The following is a 16394-nucleotide window of genomic DNA, read 5'->3' as shown; positions in this document are numbered from 1 at the left end:
CCCCTTGCCTGCGGCAGCCTAGGTACGCTGCCCTCGTGGAAGTCCCCCTTAGTCATTTCGCTGCAACGCGCAAGTTCCACAGTCACATCAGCGGGATTGGCCCGTGCAACTAGCCAAGTGCGGGCGCCGCGATTAAGGCGCGAGAGATGATGTTGCCCGCTCCCCGCGCGCCGATCCGGCGCCTTCGCTGCACGCGGCTTGCCGTGCTGGGCGCCGGCGCACTCGCGCTGGGTGCCCCGCACGCATTTGCCAGCACGGATGATGCGCCCGGCGCACGGCTGGAGCAGACTTGTGCAGGCCGGAATGGCTGGGCCGAGCCCGCCCCGCCCGCCCGCATCGCCCCGGAAACCGGGATAAAGGCATGGTATGTCGGCACTTGCGGGATTACCGCGCTGCTCCTCGATACAGGCGCGGGACTGGTGCTGCTGGATAGCGGCGTCGCCGAAGCCGCCCCGCTTGTCCTTGTCAATATTCGCAAGCTCGGTTTCGATCCGCGCGAGGTGCGCTGGCTGCTCGGATCGCACGAGCACCATGACCACGTCGGCGGCCATGGTGCACTGCAACGCGAGACAGGCGCCCACGTCGCCGCACTTGCTGTCGCTGCGCGCAGCCTGACGCGCGGAAAAATCACTCTCGAGGACCCCCAGCGCGGCGTCGTCTCCGATTTCGCGCCCGTCCGGGTTGACCGTATTCTGGCCGATGGCGAGGGACTCGCCGTGGGATCACTCGTCTTCACGCCCCATGCGACGCCCGCCCACACCCCCGGATCGACAAGCTGGACCATCGCCAGCCGCGCCCCCGGAGCGCCGGCAATGACGCTTGCCTATGTCGACAGCGCCACGACCGTGTCGGCCGAAAGCTACCGCTTCCGCGACCATCCCGACCGCGTGGCCCAGGCCCGCGCGGGCTTCGCGGTGATCGCGGCCCTGCCCTGCGACGTCCTTGTCACCCCGCACCCTTCGGCGAGCGACCTCTTTGCCCGCCTGTCGGGCCGCGAGGCGCTGATCGACGCGCAGGCCTGCGCGCGCTATGCGGCGCGCGCCTCCGAATACCTCGACAAGCGCCTCTCCCAGGAGCGCGCGAACGACCACCAAGCAGAAGTACCCAAGTCATGAGCTGGAAGATTACCGCCTACGCCGACCGCGCCACCATCGAGCATGTCCTTGTCGCACACGAGGACGCCTTCGACTGGGATCCCGAGATCGTCATCTCCGGCAGCGAGATCGCCGAGGACAAGCCCGACGACTGGCAGCTTGAAGCCTGGCTGGGCCACAAGCCCGGCAAGGCCGAAACCGAGGCCCTCGCGGCGCTGTTCCCAGGCGAAGCTCCGGCCTTCGAGATCGAGGAACTGCCCGAGACCGACTGGCTGGTCTCCAGCCAGCAGGACCTGGAACCGATCCGCGCCGGCGCCTTCCACGTCCACACGCCCGAACACCCCGCGCTCGACGAAGGCGGCATCTTCGACTTCACGATCCCTGCCAGCCAGGCCTTCGGCACCGGACAGCACGCGACGACCGCCGGGTGCCTCGCCATGCTCACGCACATGAAACAGCGCGGCGTCGTCGTGCGCAGCTGCGCGGATATCGGCACGGGCACCGGGCTCCTTGCCTTTGCCGCGCTGCGCCTGTGGCCCAGTGCGCTGGCCATCGCGAGCGACATCGACGCGGTGTGCCCCGCCGTGGTGGAAGCCAATGCGCGCACCAACGGCATTGCCATGGGCGAAGGTAATGGCGAACTCATCATGACCGTCGCGGCGGGCATGGACCACCCCCTGCTCCACGCGCGCGGTCCCTACGATCTTGTTCTGGCGAACATCCTCGCCGGACCGCTGGTCGAACTCGCTCCGGACTTCGCCGATGCGCTGGTTCCGGGCGGACACCTTGTCCTTGCCGGCCTTCTGGAAACGCAGGAGCCCGCCGTGCGCCGCGCCTGCCGCCTGGCCGGACTGCGCCTGGCTGGCCGCATGGTCAACGGCGACTGGTCGATCCTCTGGCTGCGCAAGCGTCGCCGCTGGCGGGCAAGCTGAAAACAGGGACGAACGAGATAGATCAAGGGAGCATCCCCCCTTGACCGCGAACCGGGCGACCTCACCTTTCCTAGGCAGCACGGCACAGGCAAGGTGAGATCGCCAATTTGGGAAGCCCGAGGGCGATGGCCCTCGGTCGGAATCATTACCCTTGAATTTCTTCGAGATGAGCGCCGGATGGGGCGGCGCACTTCAACTCAGGCCACGATCTCCAACTCGAAACGCCGGGCCGCGCGGCCATAGCGCGTCAGGATCTTCTCCGCGCCGGGATCGAGCACCCGGTCGAACGCCACGCCCACGCGATCGGCTACGCTCCAGCGCACCCGCGCCTTGATCATCCCCACTCCATCAAGCGCGAAGGCCAGTTTCTGGCCGCGCGCCAGTTCGCCGCATTCCACGACGAACTGACAGCCCGCCGACGATACATGCCGGGCCACCACGCTGGGATGGTCGCATACGTCCCGCATCTGCATGATGCCCTCCTCCGCTGCGCCGCTTCTCCTGCACGCAAGGGTAATTAATAAATCTTAACGGCCCGTAAACTTTCGTAAACGGCGAGTTTATTGGGATATTCGCGTGAAGCCGCGATTCCTTGGCAAAATACATAATTTGCAATTAACCTTTGCAAGTTAATTAATGTTAACGCATCTTGGCAACAATAGCTGCTGTCAGGGGGGTTGGTGCTGACAATCGAGAGAGGCCAACCATGGAACATGACGAAAAACAGCGGCCCGATTCCGTAATTGGGCCCCTAGGGGAAAAACTAGAGAGGGCAACATTACCGCCCGCAAATACTTCGCGATGGGTCGTTCGTCGCAAGGCCGAAGTTGTCGCAGCCGTCAATGGCGGTCTGCTTACGATACCAGAAGCTTGCGAACGCTATGGACTTACGCTCGAAGAACTTGCCTCGTGGCAACGCTCCATCGAACGTGAGGGCATGGCGGGCCTTCGAGCCACGCGCGTTCAGCATTACAGGCAAATGCATGAACGACAGGGACGCAAGTCCTGAACGATGACTCACGGCGACCTGTTCGGCAGGACGGGTCTGACCTCTTGGGAGAATCCCCTGTGAAGACGGGCTGACGCTTGCGGGCGCCAGCCCGTTTTTACATCCCCACTCAGCCCGCCTCGGCGACGATCCTGGCCCAGGCCGCTTCGTCGATCACCGCAATTCCGAGTTCCGCCGCCTTCTTCAGCTTCGAGCCTGCGCCCGGCCCGGCGACGATAAGATCGGTCTTGGACGAGACCGAGCCCGCCGCCTTGGCGCCAAGCCGTTCGGCCTGCGCCTTGGCCTCATCACGGCTCATCGTCTCCAGCTTGCCGGTAAAGACGACGGTCTTGCCCGCCACTTCGCTTTCCACGCTTTCGACCACGAACGGCGGCGGCGTCACTTCGGACAGGAGATCGTCCCAGACCGCACGGTTGTGCTCTTCGTGGAAGAAATCCCCCAACGCGCCCACGACCACCGGCCCCACACCGTCAATCGAGATGAGTTCGGCGTAGGCCTCGCTCGCCTCGGTGGCGGCCTCCTCGCCGTCCTTGACGTGGGCCTTCTCGGCGATCTCGCGAAGGGCAGGAAGTGTCTCGAAACGCTTGAGAAGATCGCGAGCAGTCACGGTGCCGACATGGCGGATGCCCAGCCCGAAGAGCAGGCGTGCGGCATCGGGGGCCCGGCGGTTTTCCACCGCTGCCAACAGGTTGTCCACAGACTTGTCCTTCCAACCATCGAGCGCAAGGATATCGTCCCGGCGCTGGCGCAGGCGGAAGATGTCGGCCGGGCTTTCCAGCCAGCCTCTGGCGAAGAACTCATCGATGGTCTTCTCGCCCAGACCATCGATGTCGAGCGCGCCGCGGCTGACGAAGTGCTTGAGACGCTCGGTGCGCTGGGCTGGGCAGATCAGGCCGCCCGTGCACCGCACGTCGACCTCGCCCTCTTCGGCCACCGCCTCCGAGCCGCACTCGGGGCAATGATCGGGGAACACGAAGGGATCGCGTACCTCCTCGCGGGTGCGGTTCTCCACCACCTGCGGGATCACGTCGCCCGCGCGCTGGATCACCACCCGGTCGCCCGGACGCACGCCCAGCCGCTCGATCTCGTCGCGGTTGTGGAGCGTGACATTGGTGACCGTGACACCGCCCACCAGCACCGGCTGCAGGCGCCCGACCGGGGTCAGCTTGCCGGTACGCCCGACCTGGATCTCGATCTTCTCCAGAGTCGTCTCGGCCTGTTCGGCGGGGAACTTGTGTGCCATCGCCCAGCGCGGCGCCTTGGCGACGAAGCCCAGACGCTGCTGCAGGTCGAGCCGGTCGATCTTGTAGACCACGCCGTCGATCTCGAAATCGAGGTTCGCACGCCCATCCCGGATCGCGCGGTAGGCCTCGAGCAGCTCCTCCAGGCTTTCGCAGCGGCGGAACTGGGGCGAGACCGGCAAGCCCCAGGACTCGATCCGGCGGATGACCTCATGCTGGGTGTCCCCGGGCACCGCGCTCGCCGCGCCCCAGCCATGCGCCCAGAAGCGCAAGGGGCGCTTTGCGGTGACTTTCGCGTCCTTCTGGCGCAGCGAGCCGGCGGCCGCGTTGCGCGGATTGGCGAACTGGCGCACCTTGGCCTCGTCGAGCGGTTCGCCCTTGCGCTCCGCCTCGGCCCGCGCCTCGTCCATCAGCGTCTCGTTGAGCGCAAGGAAGGCGGCCTTCTCCATGTAGACTTCGCCGCGCACCTCGAAGACCTCGGGGATGCCTTCTCCGGTCAGTTCCTGCACGATGTCGGGGATATGCGCGACGTTGGGCGTCACATCCTCCCCCACCTGTCCGTCGCCGCGCGTCGCGGCGCGCACCAGCTTGCCCTTCTCGTAGCGCAGCGAGCAGGAGAGCCCGTCGATCTTGTCCTCGGCGGTAACCGCCAGCGGTTCCTCGGCCGACAGCGAGAGGAAACGGCGCACCCGCGCCAGGAACTCGGCCACTTCCTCATCGGAGAAGGCGTTGTCGAGGCTCATCATGCGCACTTCGTGAGTCACCTTGCCGAGCGGCGAGGCCGCGACCTCGTGACCGACCGCGCTCGACGGGCTGTCGGGGCGCTTCAGGTGCGGAAACGCCTCTTCCAGTTCGGCGTTGCGGCGCACCAGCGCGTCGTACTCCGCGTCCGAGATTTCGGGCGCGTCCTCGGCGTGGTACTTGCGGTTGGCGCGCTTGATCTGGCGCGCGAGCCGCATCAGTTCATTGGCGGCGTCGGCTTCGGCGAGAAAATCGGGTGCGGATTCGGAACTCATGGCCCCGCTATGGCGCAAAGCGGACCAAAACGGGAGCCTGCATTGCGGCCCTGCCCCCGGCTTTTGCCACCCGCTATCAGTGGTAGATGATCTCCGCCCGGCGCATCACGACATCCGGCAGCGCGCCATCGCCCTGTCTGAGGATGATCCGCCAGGACTTTCCGTCCTCGCCCGTCGCACCGAACATGGCTTCGGCGTCATAGCCGCCTCTCGCCAGGACCTCGTCCGGCACATGCCGCAAGTGCCAGCCGAAGTTCACATCATGCTCGTAGTGCCCCAACTCGATCCGGAACAGCGCATCAAGCGGCACCTGCGCCAGCGCCACACGCGGCGTCCGGCATACGGCCTCCTCCTCCGGCTCGCAGGTAATGGCAAAGGGAAGTTGTCCGGGCGCAGCGGCGGCGCGCATGGCCGCAACGAGCGCCCGATAGCCCGCCAGCGTCTGAGGCTTGCGCAGCGATACATAGCCTGCCTGCGCATTGCAAACCTGCGTATCCGCGCCAGTCTCTGGCAAACGTACCGCCGCGATCTCGAAGGCACGCGGCGCCTTGATCGCAAGCTGGGTCTGCGCTTCGGCCTTGTCCTCCCCGGACTGAGCGCCCTCGAGCCGTACGAGGTAATCGGTGCGCCGGCACACATCGGGCGCCGCCGCGCGCGCGGGAGCCCTATAGACCGCATAGAAGACAACCGTCGGCGAAAACCAGCGCTGCACCGAGCCCTCTACGACTTTGGCGGCGAGATCGGGCGGGAGCAGGCGCGCCTTCAACGCCATTGCATCCTGGCTTTCGATCTCGCCCAAGGTGATCGTGGAAGGCGCACTGGCGCCGACCAAGAAGGTCGCACATGCCAGTCCGGTCAGCCTTCGCAGCATGGTCTTCTCCTCCTCTCCAATTGTATTGATAGCAGAAAAGAATGGCGCCAACCAAGCAGGATTGCCGGTCCATGAGGCGCGGATGCTCAGCCCAGCGCGTGGCCCAGCGTCAGGATCGTGCGTGCGTGGCGCTGGGCAATCGCCATACGGTCCGCGCCGTAGCCACCGCCAAGTGTGCTGGCCACGGCGATACCGCGCGCCCGGGCCTCACCCGCGACCATGCGATCGCGCGCCTCAAGCCCCTCGTCCGACAGCGCGAGGCGGCCCAGCTTGTCGTCCGCGTGGGCATCGACGCCCGCCTGCAGCAGGATGAGGTCGGGCGCGAAGTAATCGAGCACCTGCGGGAGCGCGCCCGCCAGCGCCTCCAGATAGTCCGCATCGCCAAGGCCATCGGCCAAGCCGATATCGAGCGAGGACCGCGCCTTGCGGGAGGGGAAGTTCTTCTCGGCGTGGAGCGACAAGGTGAAGATGTCCCCCCGCCCGGCCGTCAGCGCGGCGGTGCCATCCCCCTGGTGCACGTCGAGGTCGAGGATCAGGATGCGCGCGACGTCCCCCTCCTCGATCAGCCGGTTGGCCGCGAGAGCCAGATCGTTGAACACGCAGTACCCCGCGCCGGTGTCGGCCAGCGCATGGTGGCTGCCGCCCGCACTGTTGGCGGCATATCCGTGGGCGAGCGCAAGCCGGGCCGCCAGCCATGTACCTCCCGGCGAAAGCTGCGAGCGGCGCGAGATCCGCGCGTCGATGGCAAAGCCGATCCGGCGCTGCTTAGCGGGCGGTACGCGGCATGCGAGGACTTCGTCGACATAGGCCGGATCATGGACAGCCTCGAGCCATTCGGGGGGCATGACCTCAGGTTCGTGGACCGTCATCGCCGCCCCGCTCTCGCCCAGCGCGCGCATGACGAGCGCGTACTTGTCGTGCGGGAAAGTGCCGGACCGGGCGGTTTCCACCGCATAATCGGGGTGATGGACGATGTGCAGCATACCCCCGCGGTTAACCGGGCGCACCGCCGCGGTCGAGCCCCCGGGGCCGCAGCGCAGCGCATTGTCGCCCTGGTTCCGGCCCTATCCCATCCATACGACAGGGTTGGTGGCGCACAGGAAAACCGAGTTCAGCGCCACGAGCGCCAGATCGCGCGCGCCGCTTTCGTCCCCGAACCAGCGCAGGAAGCGGGAGAAATTCCAGGTGCCCAACACGCCCGCCAGGATCGTCCAGGCGAAGATCGCCATCCCGAAAGGGGTCATTGCAAAGAGACTGAAGCCGAGAGGCCCCACGAGGAGGAGAAGCATCCACACCGCGCAGCCAAAGGAACTGAGCCCCCAGGCCAGCGCGACAAAGGGAAAGGCAAGCGTTGCCCCGAACGCACCCAGTTCGGCGCGGGTGGGGCGACGCATCAGACGCCCTGGAGCAGCCGGTCGGCCTGCGCGCGCGCTTCCTCGGTGACCTGCGCGCCCGAGAGCATGCGCGCGATCTCCTCCTTGCGCTCGGCCTCGCTGAGCGGGGCGACCGAGGTCTTGGTCACCGTCCCGCGCGAGGACTTGGAGATCATGTAGTGGCGGTTGCCGCGCGCGGCGACCTGCGGGCTGTGCGTGACGGCCAGGAGCTGCCCGTTCGAGGCAAGCCGCGCAAGCCGCTCACCAATGGCGTCGGCCACCGCGCCGCCCACGCCCCGGTCGATCTCGTCGAAGATCACCGTGGCCGCCCCGCCCTCTTCGGCCAGCGCGACCTTCAGAGAGAGGATGAAGCGCGACAGTTCGCCGCCCGAAGCAATCTTGGCCAGCGGCGCGAAATCGGCGCCCGGGTTGGTCGAAATGAGAAATTCCACCCCGTCCATACCGCTCGCGTTCCAGCGCGCCTCGGGCAGCTTGACGACCGAGGTCTGGAAGCGCGCGGCGTCGAGCTTGAGCGGGGCGAGCTCGGCCGCCACGGCCTTGTCGAGCCGACGCGCGGCCGAACGGCGCAAGTCATGGCGCTTGCTCGCCTTGTCGCGGTAGTCGAGCGCGGCCTTCTGTGCAGCGGCCTCCAGCCTGGCGATATGCTCGCTCCCCCCCTCGATCGCATCGAGCGCGGCGCGCATCGTCGCCATCTTGCCGGGCAGGTCATCGACGTTGCAGGAATGCTTGCGAGCCTGCGCGCGCAAATCGAACAGGCGTGTCTCGATGCGGTCAAGCTCGGCCGGATCGAAGGCCAGCGCCTGCGCGGCCTCCTCCAGCTTGGCCTCGCTCTCGCCCGCCTCGATCACCGCGCGGTCGAGCGCGTCGAGCGCTTCGGCGAGCAGCGCATGTTCGGGGGCGATACGGTCCAGCCGCCGTGCAGCCCCCCGCAGCGCGGCGAGCGGCGAATCGGCGCCGTCCCACAGGAAGCGCAGGCCCTCCAGGTCTTCGGACAGGCGCTCGCCCTTCTGCATGTCGGCACGCGCCAGCGCGAGGGTTTCTTCCTCGCCTTCCTCAGGCGCCAGCGCCTCCAATTCGGCAAGATGCGCCGTGAGCAATTCCTCGTCCTCGGCCGCGCGGGCGACTTCCTCGCGCGCGAGGTCGAGCGCGTCCTGCGCGCGCCGCCAGGTCTTGAAGGCGGCCTCGAGCCCGGCCAGGTCGCCACCGGCAAAACGGTCCAGTAGCTCGCGGTGACCCTTGGCGTTGACGAGGCCGCGGTCATCGTGCTGGCCGTGGATCTCGACCAGAGCCGGGCCGATTTCTCGCAGGAGCGCGACGCTGACGGGCTGGTCGTTGAGCCAGGCGCGCGAGCCGCCGTCGGCCTTGAGCTGTCGGCGCAGGATGAGCGGTTCGCCCGCCTCCACCTCGATGGCAGCGCCCTCAAGAGCCGCTGCGAGGAGAGCGGGCAATTCGGCAAACTCGAACGTCGCCGTCACACTGGCCCGTGCCTCGCCCGCACGGACGAGGCCGGTGTCGGCGCGATTGCCGATGACGAGCCCGAGCGCGTCGAGCAGGATCGACTTGCCGGCACCGGTTTCACCGGTCAGCACACCAAGGCCACGGGCAAAATCGAGGTCGAGCGCCTCGATCAGGACGATGTTGCGGATGGAGAGACGAGTCAGCATGTTCGCGAATCGTTCTACCTCACGAATTCGCTTTCGTCACCCGGCTTTACGCCTGTTAACGCGTTGTCTGCGGACCGTCCTGCCCGCGCCCTGTTCCGGTGCGACCCGAAGGGCGGATGCGTCAGGCGAGCAAGTTGAGCCCGGCGGCGATCCCCAGTGCCCAGACACCAAGGACAAGAGCACACAGGGCCTCGATTTCCCAGCAGCGACCCGGGCTTCGAAATTGTGCGGAGCAGCCATCTTAGCGAAACTTTCCTGAAGCGAATCAGCGCATCTCTCGCGCCGTTGCCTGCATCTTTTAACTCAACCCATAAAGTAGACAAAGTGAATTTTTGGCAATCGCAAAGAGCGCGGCGCACAGCTGCGCCGCATACGAAAAGCCCCCCGCAGCGCGAAGCTGCGGAGGGCTTGAAAACCGTTCGTCTGGCCCGTTCGCTCAGGCCGCGATGAAGTCGGGCGCGTTCTTGTCCATCAGCTTGTAGGCGCGCTCGTACCACTTCGAATTGGGGTAGTTGTTCTCGAGCACGGCGGCCGCCTTCTGGGCTTCCTCGGGAACACCGAGGGAAAGGTAGCACTCGACCAGGCGGTACAGCGCCTCGGGCGCGTGGCTGGTGGTCTGGAAATTGTCGACCACGGCGCGGAAACGCAGCGTGGCCGCCAGCCACTTGCCGCGCTGCTGGTAGTTGCGCCCGACGGTCATTTCCTTGCCCGCGAGGTGATCGTTGACCAGGTCGAGCTTGAGGCGCGCGTCGGCCGCGTACTGCGTGGTCGGATAGCGGCGGATGATGTCGGTGAGCGCGGCCTTGGCCTGCTCGGTCGTCTTCTGGTCGCGCGTCACGTCGCTGATCTGCTCGTAGTAGCACATCGAGATCAGGTAGTAGGCGTAAGGCGCATCCTTGTTGCCCGGGTGGATCGAGAGGAAGCGCTGCGCCGACTGGATCGCCTTGTTGTAATCGCGTGCGGCGTAATAGCTGAACGCGCTCATCAGCTGTGCGCGGCGCGCCCAGGGCGAATAGGGATGCTGGCGCTCGACCTCGTCGAAGAGCGCGGCAGCCTGCTTGGTGCGGCCGGTATCGAGACGCTCGCGCGCAGCGGCGTAGAGCGTGTCGACGTCGCGCGCGACGTAGGCGGTATCCTTGGCGCCGCCCGAGCCGCCACCGCAGCCGGCCGTGAGGACAAGGGCGCCGCATGCAGCGGCCAGGACAACGGGTTTGAGGCGCGAACGTTCGAACATGGCGCGTCTATAACCAGCGCGCGGCTGAACGCCAAGTGAAGTTGCGCACTGTTTTTCCACCCGCCCCTTCCCCGCCCAGCCTACTCCCAAGGCGATGCAAGCGGGCAACGCCAAGGACTTAGGGTGAAAACTTCGGCAGATGCGCCTTGCCTGCCCCCTCCAGCCTGCCATAGTGGCCCGCAATGGCCGGCAGCAACGAACTCTATTCCCCCGTCATGTCCGACGCCCTGGTCATCCTGGGCGCCGCGGGCATCGTCATTCCCGTCTTCAACCGCTTCAAGATCACGCCCGTGATCGGGTTCATCCTGGTGGGCCTCCTGGTCGGCCCGTTCGGGCTCGGCCGACATGTCTTCGAGCACCCCTGGCTGACCCACATCAGCATCACCGACCCCGGCGGGCTCGATATCTTTGCCGAGTTCGGGATCATCCTCCTCCTCTTCTCGATCGGCCTGGAACTCTCGTTCGGACGCCTGTGGGACATGCGCCGGATGGTCTTTGGCCTGGGCATGATGGAACTGGTGGTGATCGGCAGCGCGCTGACCTTCATTCTCGCCGCCATCGGCCAGGCCTTTGCCGGCGCAGTGGCGCTGGGCCTCGCGCTCTCGCTCTCCTCGACCGCGCTCGTGCTCAAGATCACCAACGCGGCGACGCCCGTGGGCCGCGCGGCACTGGCCATGCTGCTGTTCGAGGACATCGCGCTCGTCCCCATCATCTTCCTCCTGGGCGCGCTCGCCCCGCACGCCTCGGCCGACGGGATGGGCAATCTCATCCACACGCTGCTGTGGGGCGCGGCGGTCATCGCCGGACTGCTGGTGTTCGGGCGCTACCTCCTGCCCCCGCTCTTCGCGCAGGCCGCGCGCACCAAGAGCCCCGAGCTGTTCCTCGCCGCCTCGATGCTGGTGGTCATTCTCGCCTCGCTGCTGACAGCCGCGGTCGGCCTCTCGCCTATTGTGGGCTCGCTGATCGCCGGCCTCCTGATCGCCGAGACCGAGTACCATTCCGAGGTCGAGCAGATCATGGAGCCCTTCAAGGGCCTCGCGCTCGGTGTCTTCCTCATCACCATCGGCATGAGCATCGACCTCCTGGTGGTCTGGGAATACCTCTATTCGATCCTCGTCGCGACCGTGGGCGTGATCCTTCTCAAGGCCGTGGTCACGGGCGTTCTCCTGCGCCTGATGGGCGCGCGGCGCGGCACCGCGACGGAGACCGGCATTCTCATGTCGAGTCCCTCGGAGACGACCCTCATCGTGCTCTCGGCCGCCGCCACGGCGCAGCTCATCCAGCCCGGCACCAACCAGTTCTGGCAGATCGTGACCGCCATCGGCCTTACCGTCACCCCGCTGCTTTCCATGTTCGGCAAGATCGCCGCGCGCCGGGTCGACCAGGTCGAGGCCCCCCACCACCCGGCCGAGACCGAGGACAAGCCGAGCACGATCATCATCGGCTTTGGCCGCGTGGGCAAGCTGGTGGCCGACATGCTGACCCGCCACGACCGCCCCTACATCGCGATCGACACCGACACTGACTTCATCGCCGATGGGCGCGCGCAGGGCTACAACGTCGCCTTCGGCGATGCCGCCCGCGGCGATGCGATGGAGCGCCTGGGTGCCGAGAACGCGGCCGCGGTCATCCTCACCATGGACGTCCCCGTGACCGCGCAGCGCATCGTGCGCAAGCTGCGCCAGCAGTACCCCGACCTGCCGATCATCGCGCGCGCGCGCGATGCCGAGCACGCCGCCCTGCTCTACCGCGCCGGCGCCACCCACGCCGTGCCCGAGACGCTGGAAAGCTCGCTCCAGCTGTCCGAGGCCGTGCTGGTCGAGACCGGCGTGCCGATGGGCCCGGTCATCGCCTCGATCCACGAGAAGCGCGACACCTTGCGCGAACAGATCATGGAACAGGGCGGCCTTGCCGAAAAACCCGCCCTGCGCTCGGGCGTCCTCACCAAGGACCGCGAGACACCGGGAGCCGCGCAATGAGCGTTGAGGTCCGCCCTGCGCGGCGCGGCGATCTCGGCGCGATCCTCGCCCTGGAGGAGGCCACCTTCCCTGAGGAAACCTACGGCGAGATCGCGCTGCGCCAGTTCATCGACCTGTTCCCCACCCGCTTTCTCGTCGCCGAGAGCGCGGAGACGGTTGCCGGCTACGCGCTGGGCGGAATCGACGATGCGGGCGAGGGCTGGCTGCTCTCGCTGGGCGTCAGCCCGGCCTTCCAGGGCCAGGGTATCGGAACACGCCTGCTCGGCGCGGTGCTGGCGGCGCTGGACGATGCCCCGGTGATCCGCCTGACGGTCCTGCCAGGTAACGACCACGCGGTCGCGCTCTATGAAAAGAATGGATTTTCGACCGAGGCCTTGCGCCCGGACTACTATGGCCCCGGGCAGGATCGCCTGGTCATGGTGCGCACCCGCTGAGAGAGGGTCGTGCGCCGCGCTCGTTGTCCGAGCGCCCTGGCCCCCTCGCGTCTTGCCGCGCCGATAGGGGCCCGTGCCTGGATCAACAGGCTTGATTCGCGTTAACCAGATGCAACCCGTCAGTTGGTCTCGATACGAATGCAGGCATGGAAGGCACCGTCATCCTCGTCCTGCCGGTGCCAGACCTCGACGACTTCGAGATGGAGCAACTCCGCGTCGATCTCGAGCGCGAGGAATTCCCCCTTGTGCGGGAGGAAATCGAACTCGGTCGCGAACAGCGGCTCCTCATCGTCCTCGTCCGCAAAAACATCGACATACGGCATCCAGAAACCTCCTGAACGTAAAAACTAAGAGTCGGTTTCGAAACTCACGCTGACCGAGCCAAACGGCGTAGCATGAGCATGGCGGCGGCGGCGTAGAGGAAGGCTGCGGCGGATTTGAGGGTGGCTTCCACGTCCTTGGCCAGACGGCGGTTTCGATTGACCCAAGCGAAGAACCGCTCGACCACCCAGCGCCGAGGGAGGACGACGAAGCCGGACTGCCCGGCGATCTTGCTGACTATCTCGACGGTGATGCGGGTCGCCTCGGTGACACGGTGATGGTTATAGCCGCCATCGGCCCAGACCTTCTCGATGAACGGGAAGAGGCCGCGCGAGATTTGCAGCAACGCGCCGCCGCCATCACGATCCTGGACATCGGCGGTGTGCGGCTCGACAAGCAGCGGCCTGCCGTCAGTATCGACCAGAGCATGGCGCTTGCGACCTTTGATCTTCTTGCCAGCATCGTAGCCGCGCGGTCCGCCGCTCTCGGTGGTCTTGACGCTCTGACTGTCGATGATGGCTCCGCTTGGCGAGGCGTCCCTTCCGGCTCGCTCGCGATCGAGCGCGACCAGCGCATGGTTGATCCGCTCGAACAGGCATTCGTCACGAAACCGGGCAAACCAGCGGTAGACCGTCTGCCACGGCGGGAAGTCCTTGGGCAGCAACCGCCATGCAATCCCGCCGCGCAGAACGTAGAAGATGGCGTTCACGATTTCGCGCATTGGCCATTGCCGTCGCCGCCCCGTCGTGCGCGCCTCGGGAACAAATGTCGCGATCAGCGCCCACTCGGCATCGCTCAAATCCGTCTGGTAACGCTTCGAAACACGCGTATGCTGCACGCGGGTGGCTGGGGTCCACATCAAGATCTCCGGGTTGTCTGCAAAACCCCCGGAATCACACGAACCTCAGCCGCTCAACCCCTTTCGAAACGGCCTCTAAGTGAAAGTTCCTATAGCATTTTGCATAATGAAATAAATTCCTATTTCGATTTCCAGATTGCCCCGAATAGGCACAGACAAGACTTTATTACTTGTGTGCCTCAAACACGGACCACCCGGTTGCGTGGACCAGTTTCTCCAGCGCGACTTGCCCAAGGTGCGAATTGCCGCTTGCGTTGAGCCCCGGCGACCAGACCGCGATACTTGCCCGTCCCGGCGCCACGCACAGGATGCCTCCGCCGACCCCCGACTTGCCCGGAAGGCCGATGCGGTAGGCGAAATCCCCCGAATTGTCGTAGTGCCCACAGGACATCATCAGCGCATTGATACGCCGCGCCCGGCGCGCCGTGACGATCCGGCGGCCTTCGACCTGCCCCGAATCCATGAGATAGCGCCCGGCCATCGCGAGTTGCCGGCAGGACATGGAAAGCGCGCAGAAATGGAAATAGGTCCCCAGCACCTTGGCCACCTCGCCCTGGATATTTCCAAAGGCGCGCATGTAGTTGCCAAGGGCCATGTTGGTAAAACCGGTCTCTTCCTCGGCCCGCGCCACGGCGCTGTCGATCACGATCGTCTCGTCACCCGCCAGTTCGCGCACGAAGCGCAGCATCTGCCCGATCGCCTCACGCGGTTCGAGATGGCCGAGCAGCACGTCCGTGACCACGATGGCGCCCGCGTTGATGAAGGGATTGCGCGGTATGCCCCGCTCGCTCTCCAGCTGGACGATGGAGTTGAAGGCCGACCCCGAAGGCTCGCGCCCGACCCGGCTCCAGAGCTGATCGCCCACCGTACCCAGCGCCAGCGTGAGGGCGAAGACCTTGGATATGGACTGGATCGAGAACGGCTCGTGCGCATCCCCCGCCGTGTGCACCGACCCATCTTCCAGAACCACCGCGATCCCGAACTTGCCCTCCGACACACCCGCCAGCGGCGGGATATAGTCCGCCACCCGGCCGCGTTCCCGGCGGGTCGCCATGTCGGCGGCAATCTCTTCGACCAGATGCGTGATATCCATGGCAAAAATCGTCGCACAGGCCGCGCCGGGCCGCCAGCGCTAATCGCAAGGCTCCCCCCGGCCGGGAGTCTAGAGCGCCAGTCCCGGGCCACGCCCGCTAAGCCGCCCCCTACCGCGCAGGTAGCGCGTGAGAGGCACTTCCACGTGCCGGTGGAAGGCCAGGCTCACAAGCGGCACGAGCACGACCATCACCGCCACCATCACCACCAGTCCGGCCACGCCCTGGGTCAGACCCGCCGCTTTCCAGGCCTTGCTCACGAACTGCAGGACGAAGACGTGGACGAGGTAGATCGCGTAGGACGCATCGCCCTGGCGATGCAGCCAGGCGGCCCGCAGCGTAATTCCGCGCCGCTCCAGCGCCACGGCGCCCAGCACGACAAGCGCGGCGAGCATCGCCCCCCACAGATCGGGATGCGGCAACCCGACCGGAACGTAGAGCACCTCGAGCGCGCAGAGCCCCGCAGCGCCCGCGAGCATCGCGCCAATAGCCAGAGCCGGGGCCAATCCGGACGACGGAAGGCTCCGCGCGAGCAGCATCCCGAGAGCAAAGGCCAGCACGCTGTCGGCGCCCCAGTACCCGGCCAATCCCCCTGCACCGGACACCTGCGCCAGCCACAACAGGGCCAGCGCGCCGCATGCCAGCGCCACCCGCCCGCGCCGCGGCGCCAGCAGGCAGAGCGCAAAGAGCAGGTAGAAGGCCATTTCGTAGTTCAGCGTCCACCCGACCACCAGGATCGGCCGACGCACGGCGCCCAGCTCGGTAAAGTCGGGAAGGAAAAAGAGCGCAGCAAGAAGCGCATCGGGCGTGATCGCGCCCCGGTCGAACAGCCGATACCCCCCCGCGATACCAAGTGCGGCCAGCCCGGTCAGCAGCCAGTAGATCGGCACGATCCGTACGATCCGCTGGACCAGGAACGCCCCCGGGGAAGGCCCCTGCCGGTCACTGCGCGTCACCACCAGAAAGGCCGAGAGCACAAAGAAGATATCCACCCCGCGCGCGCCCAGCCCCGGAAGCTCCGGAAACCGTCCCGACGCTGTGTAATGCGCAAGGTTGTTCGCAATATGATGCGCCACAACCATGTACGCAGCCACGGCGCGCAGCGCCTGTACGTTGACCAGGACAGGGCCCGCAGATCCCGGCATCGATGTCTCGCTTAAGGATGCGGCGGGAATGCCGCGCCTCGAAGCCTACCTCGCCGTGCGCGCTCACGGGGAGTAGAAACGGCTCCATTGTGGAGCCATGACCGGGAGCA

The 16394-nt window shown here is 66.3% G+C and carries 16 protein-coding genes; 5 read left to right on the top strand and 11 right to left on the bottom strand.

What is annotated here, in order from left to right; translation table 11 throughout:
• The first annotated feature begins 146 nt into the window (after positions 1 to 146).
• The gene (bla, locus tag HT578_RS21025; protein WP_239026397.1) at positions 147 to 1115 is read left to right on the top strand and encodes a subclass B3 metallo-beta-lactamase; all 969 of its coding nucleotides are present in this window, start codon (positions 147 to 149) and stop codon (positions 1113 to 1115) included.
• Positions 1112 to 2026 (top strand): 50S ribosomal protein L11 methyltransferase, encoded by a 915-nt coding sequence (locus HT578_RS21020; RefSeq protein WP_213501329.1) that lies wholly within the window; start codon positions 1112 to 1114, stop codon positions 2024 to 2026. The genes bla and HT578_RS21020 overlap by 4 nt, the downstream gene beginning before the upstream one ends.
• A 197-nt stretch (positions 2027 to 2223) precedes the next feature.
• On the opposite strand, the gene HT578_RS21015 is transcribed toward HT578_RS21020, so the two are convergent.
• Complete coding sequence (locus HT578_RS21015; RefSeq protein ID WP_052322586.1) at positions 2224 to 2499, bottom strand: PilZ domain-containing protein; 276 nt, start codon at positions 2497 to 2499, stop codon at positions 2224 to 2226.
• Between the two features lie 233 nt (positions 2500 to 2732).
• On the opposite strand from HT578_RS21015, the gene sciP reads away from it, so the two are divergent.
• Positions 2733 to 3035: a CtrA inhibitor SciP gene (sciP, locus tag HT578_RS21010; protein WP_084592273.1), complete on the top strand. Its 303-nt coding sequence runs from the start codon at positions 2733 to 2735 to the stop codon at positions 3033 to 3035.
• Between the two features lie 109 nt (positions 3036 to 3144).
• Here sciP and ligA read toward each other — a convergent pair whose 3' ends face one another.
• The 6 genes from ligA to HT578_RS20980 form a co-directional block, all read right to left on the bottom strand.
• A complete protein-coding gene (gene ligA, locus HT578_RS21005) occupies positions 3145 to 5292 on the bottom strand; it encodes an NAD-dependent DNA ligase LigA (protein WP_213501328.1) in 2148 nt (715 codons plus the stop codon).
• Between the two features lie 76 nt (positions 5293 to 5368).
• Positions 5369 to 6214 carry a hypothetical protein gene (locus HT578_RS21000; protein WP_213501327.1) on the bottom strand — a complete coding sequence of 282 codons (846 nt, stop codon included), beginning with the start codon at positions 6212 to 6214 and terminating at the stop codon, positions 5369 to 5371.
• 35 nt (positions 6215 to 6249) lie between these two features.
• Positions 6250 to 7146, bottom strand: coding sequence for a histone deacetylase family protein (locus tag HT578_RS20995; RefSeq protein WP_213501326.1), 897 nt, complete (start codon positions 7144 to 7146; stop codon positions 6250 to 6252).
• A gap of 81 nt (positions 7147 to 7227) precedes the next feature.
• Positions 7228 to 7557: a hypothetical protein gene (locus HT578_RS20990; protein WP_213501325.1), complete on the bottom strand. Its 330-nt coding sequence runs from the start codon at positions 7555 to 7557 to the stop codon at positions 7228 to 7230.
• A complete protein-coding gene (gene recN, locus HT578_RS20985) occupies positions 7557 to 9221 on the bottom strand; it encodes a DNA repair protein RecN (protein ID WP_213501324.1) in 1665 nt (554 codons plus the stop codon). Before recN ends, HT578_RS20990 begins: the two co-directional genes overlap by 1 nt.
• A gap of 436 nt (positions 9222 to 9657) precedes the next feature.
• Positions 9658 to 10455 (bottom strand): outer membrane protein assembly factor BamD, encoded by a 798-nt coding sequence (locus HT578_RS20980; protein ID WP_039394450.1) that lies wholly within the window; start codon positions 10453 to 10455, stop codon positions 9658 to 9660.
• 182 nt (positions 10456 to 10637) lie between these two features.
• Here HT578_RS20980 and HT578_RS20975 point away from each other — a divergent pair, with 182 nt between their 5' ends.
• Positions 10638 to 12434 (top strand): cation:proton antiporter domain-containing protein, encoded by a 1797-nt coding sequence (locus tag HT578_RS20975; protein WP_213501323.1) that lies wholly within the window; start codon positions 10638 to 10640, stop codon positions 12432 to 12434.
• Positions 12431 to 12868: a GNAT family N-acetyltransferase gene (locus HT578_RS20970; RefSeq protein WP_213501322.1), complete on the top strand. Its 438-nt coding sequence runs from the start codon at positions 12431 to 12433 to the stop codon at positions 12866 to 12868. The genes HT578_RS20975 and HT578_RS20970 overlap by 4 nt, the downstream gene beginning before the upstream one ends.
• A gap of 119 nt (positions 12869 to 12987) precedes the next feature.
• Here HT578_RS20970 and HT578_RS20965 read toward each other — a convergent pair whose 3' ends face one another.
• The 4 genes from HT578_RS20965 to HT578_RS20950 form a co-directional block, all read right to left on the bottom strand.
• Complete coding sequence (locus HT578_RS20965; protein WP_039394454.1) at positions 12988 to 13191, bottom strand: hypothetical protein; 204 nt, start codon at positions 13189 to 13191, stop codon at positions 12988 to 12990.
• A gap of 44 nt (positions 13192 to 13235) precedes the next feature.
• Positions 13236 to 14048, bottom strand: coding sequence for an IS5 family transposase (locus HT578_RS20960; RefSeq protein WP_213500422.1), 813 nt, complete (start codon positions 14046 to 14048; stop codon positions 13236 to 13238).
• A 166-nt stretch (positions 14049 to 14214) separates the two neighbouring features.
• Entirely contained in the window at positions 14215 to 15141 is a 927-nt protein-coding gene (locus tag HT578_RS20955; RefSeq protein ID WP_213501321.1) for a glutaminase, read from the bottom strand.
• Positions 15142 to 15210: 69 nt separating this feature from the next.
• A complete protein-coding gene (locus HT578_RS20950) occupies positions 15211 to 16284 on the bottom strand; it encodes an acyltransferase family protein (protein WP_277884180.1) in 1074 nt (357 codons plus the stop codon).
• Between the last annotated feature and the right edge of the window lie 110 nt (positions 16285 to 16394).

The organism is Novosphingobium decolorationis, assembly GCF_018417475.1.
In the GTDB taxonomy this organism is placed as follows: Bacteria; Pseudomonadota; Alphaproteobacteria; order Sphingomonadales; family Sphingomonadaceae; genus Novosphingobium; species Novosphingobium decolorationis.
Note: the sequence above shows the minus strand (reverse complement) of the source record. Positions and strands in the feature narration are given on the sequence as shown.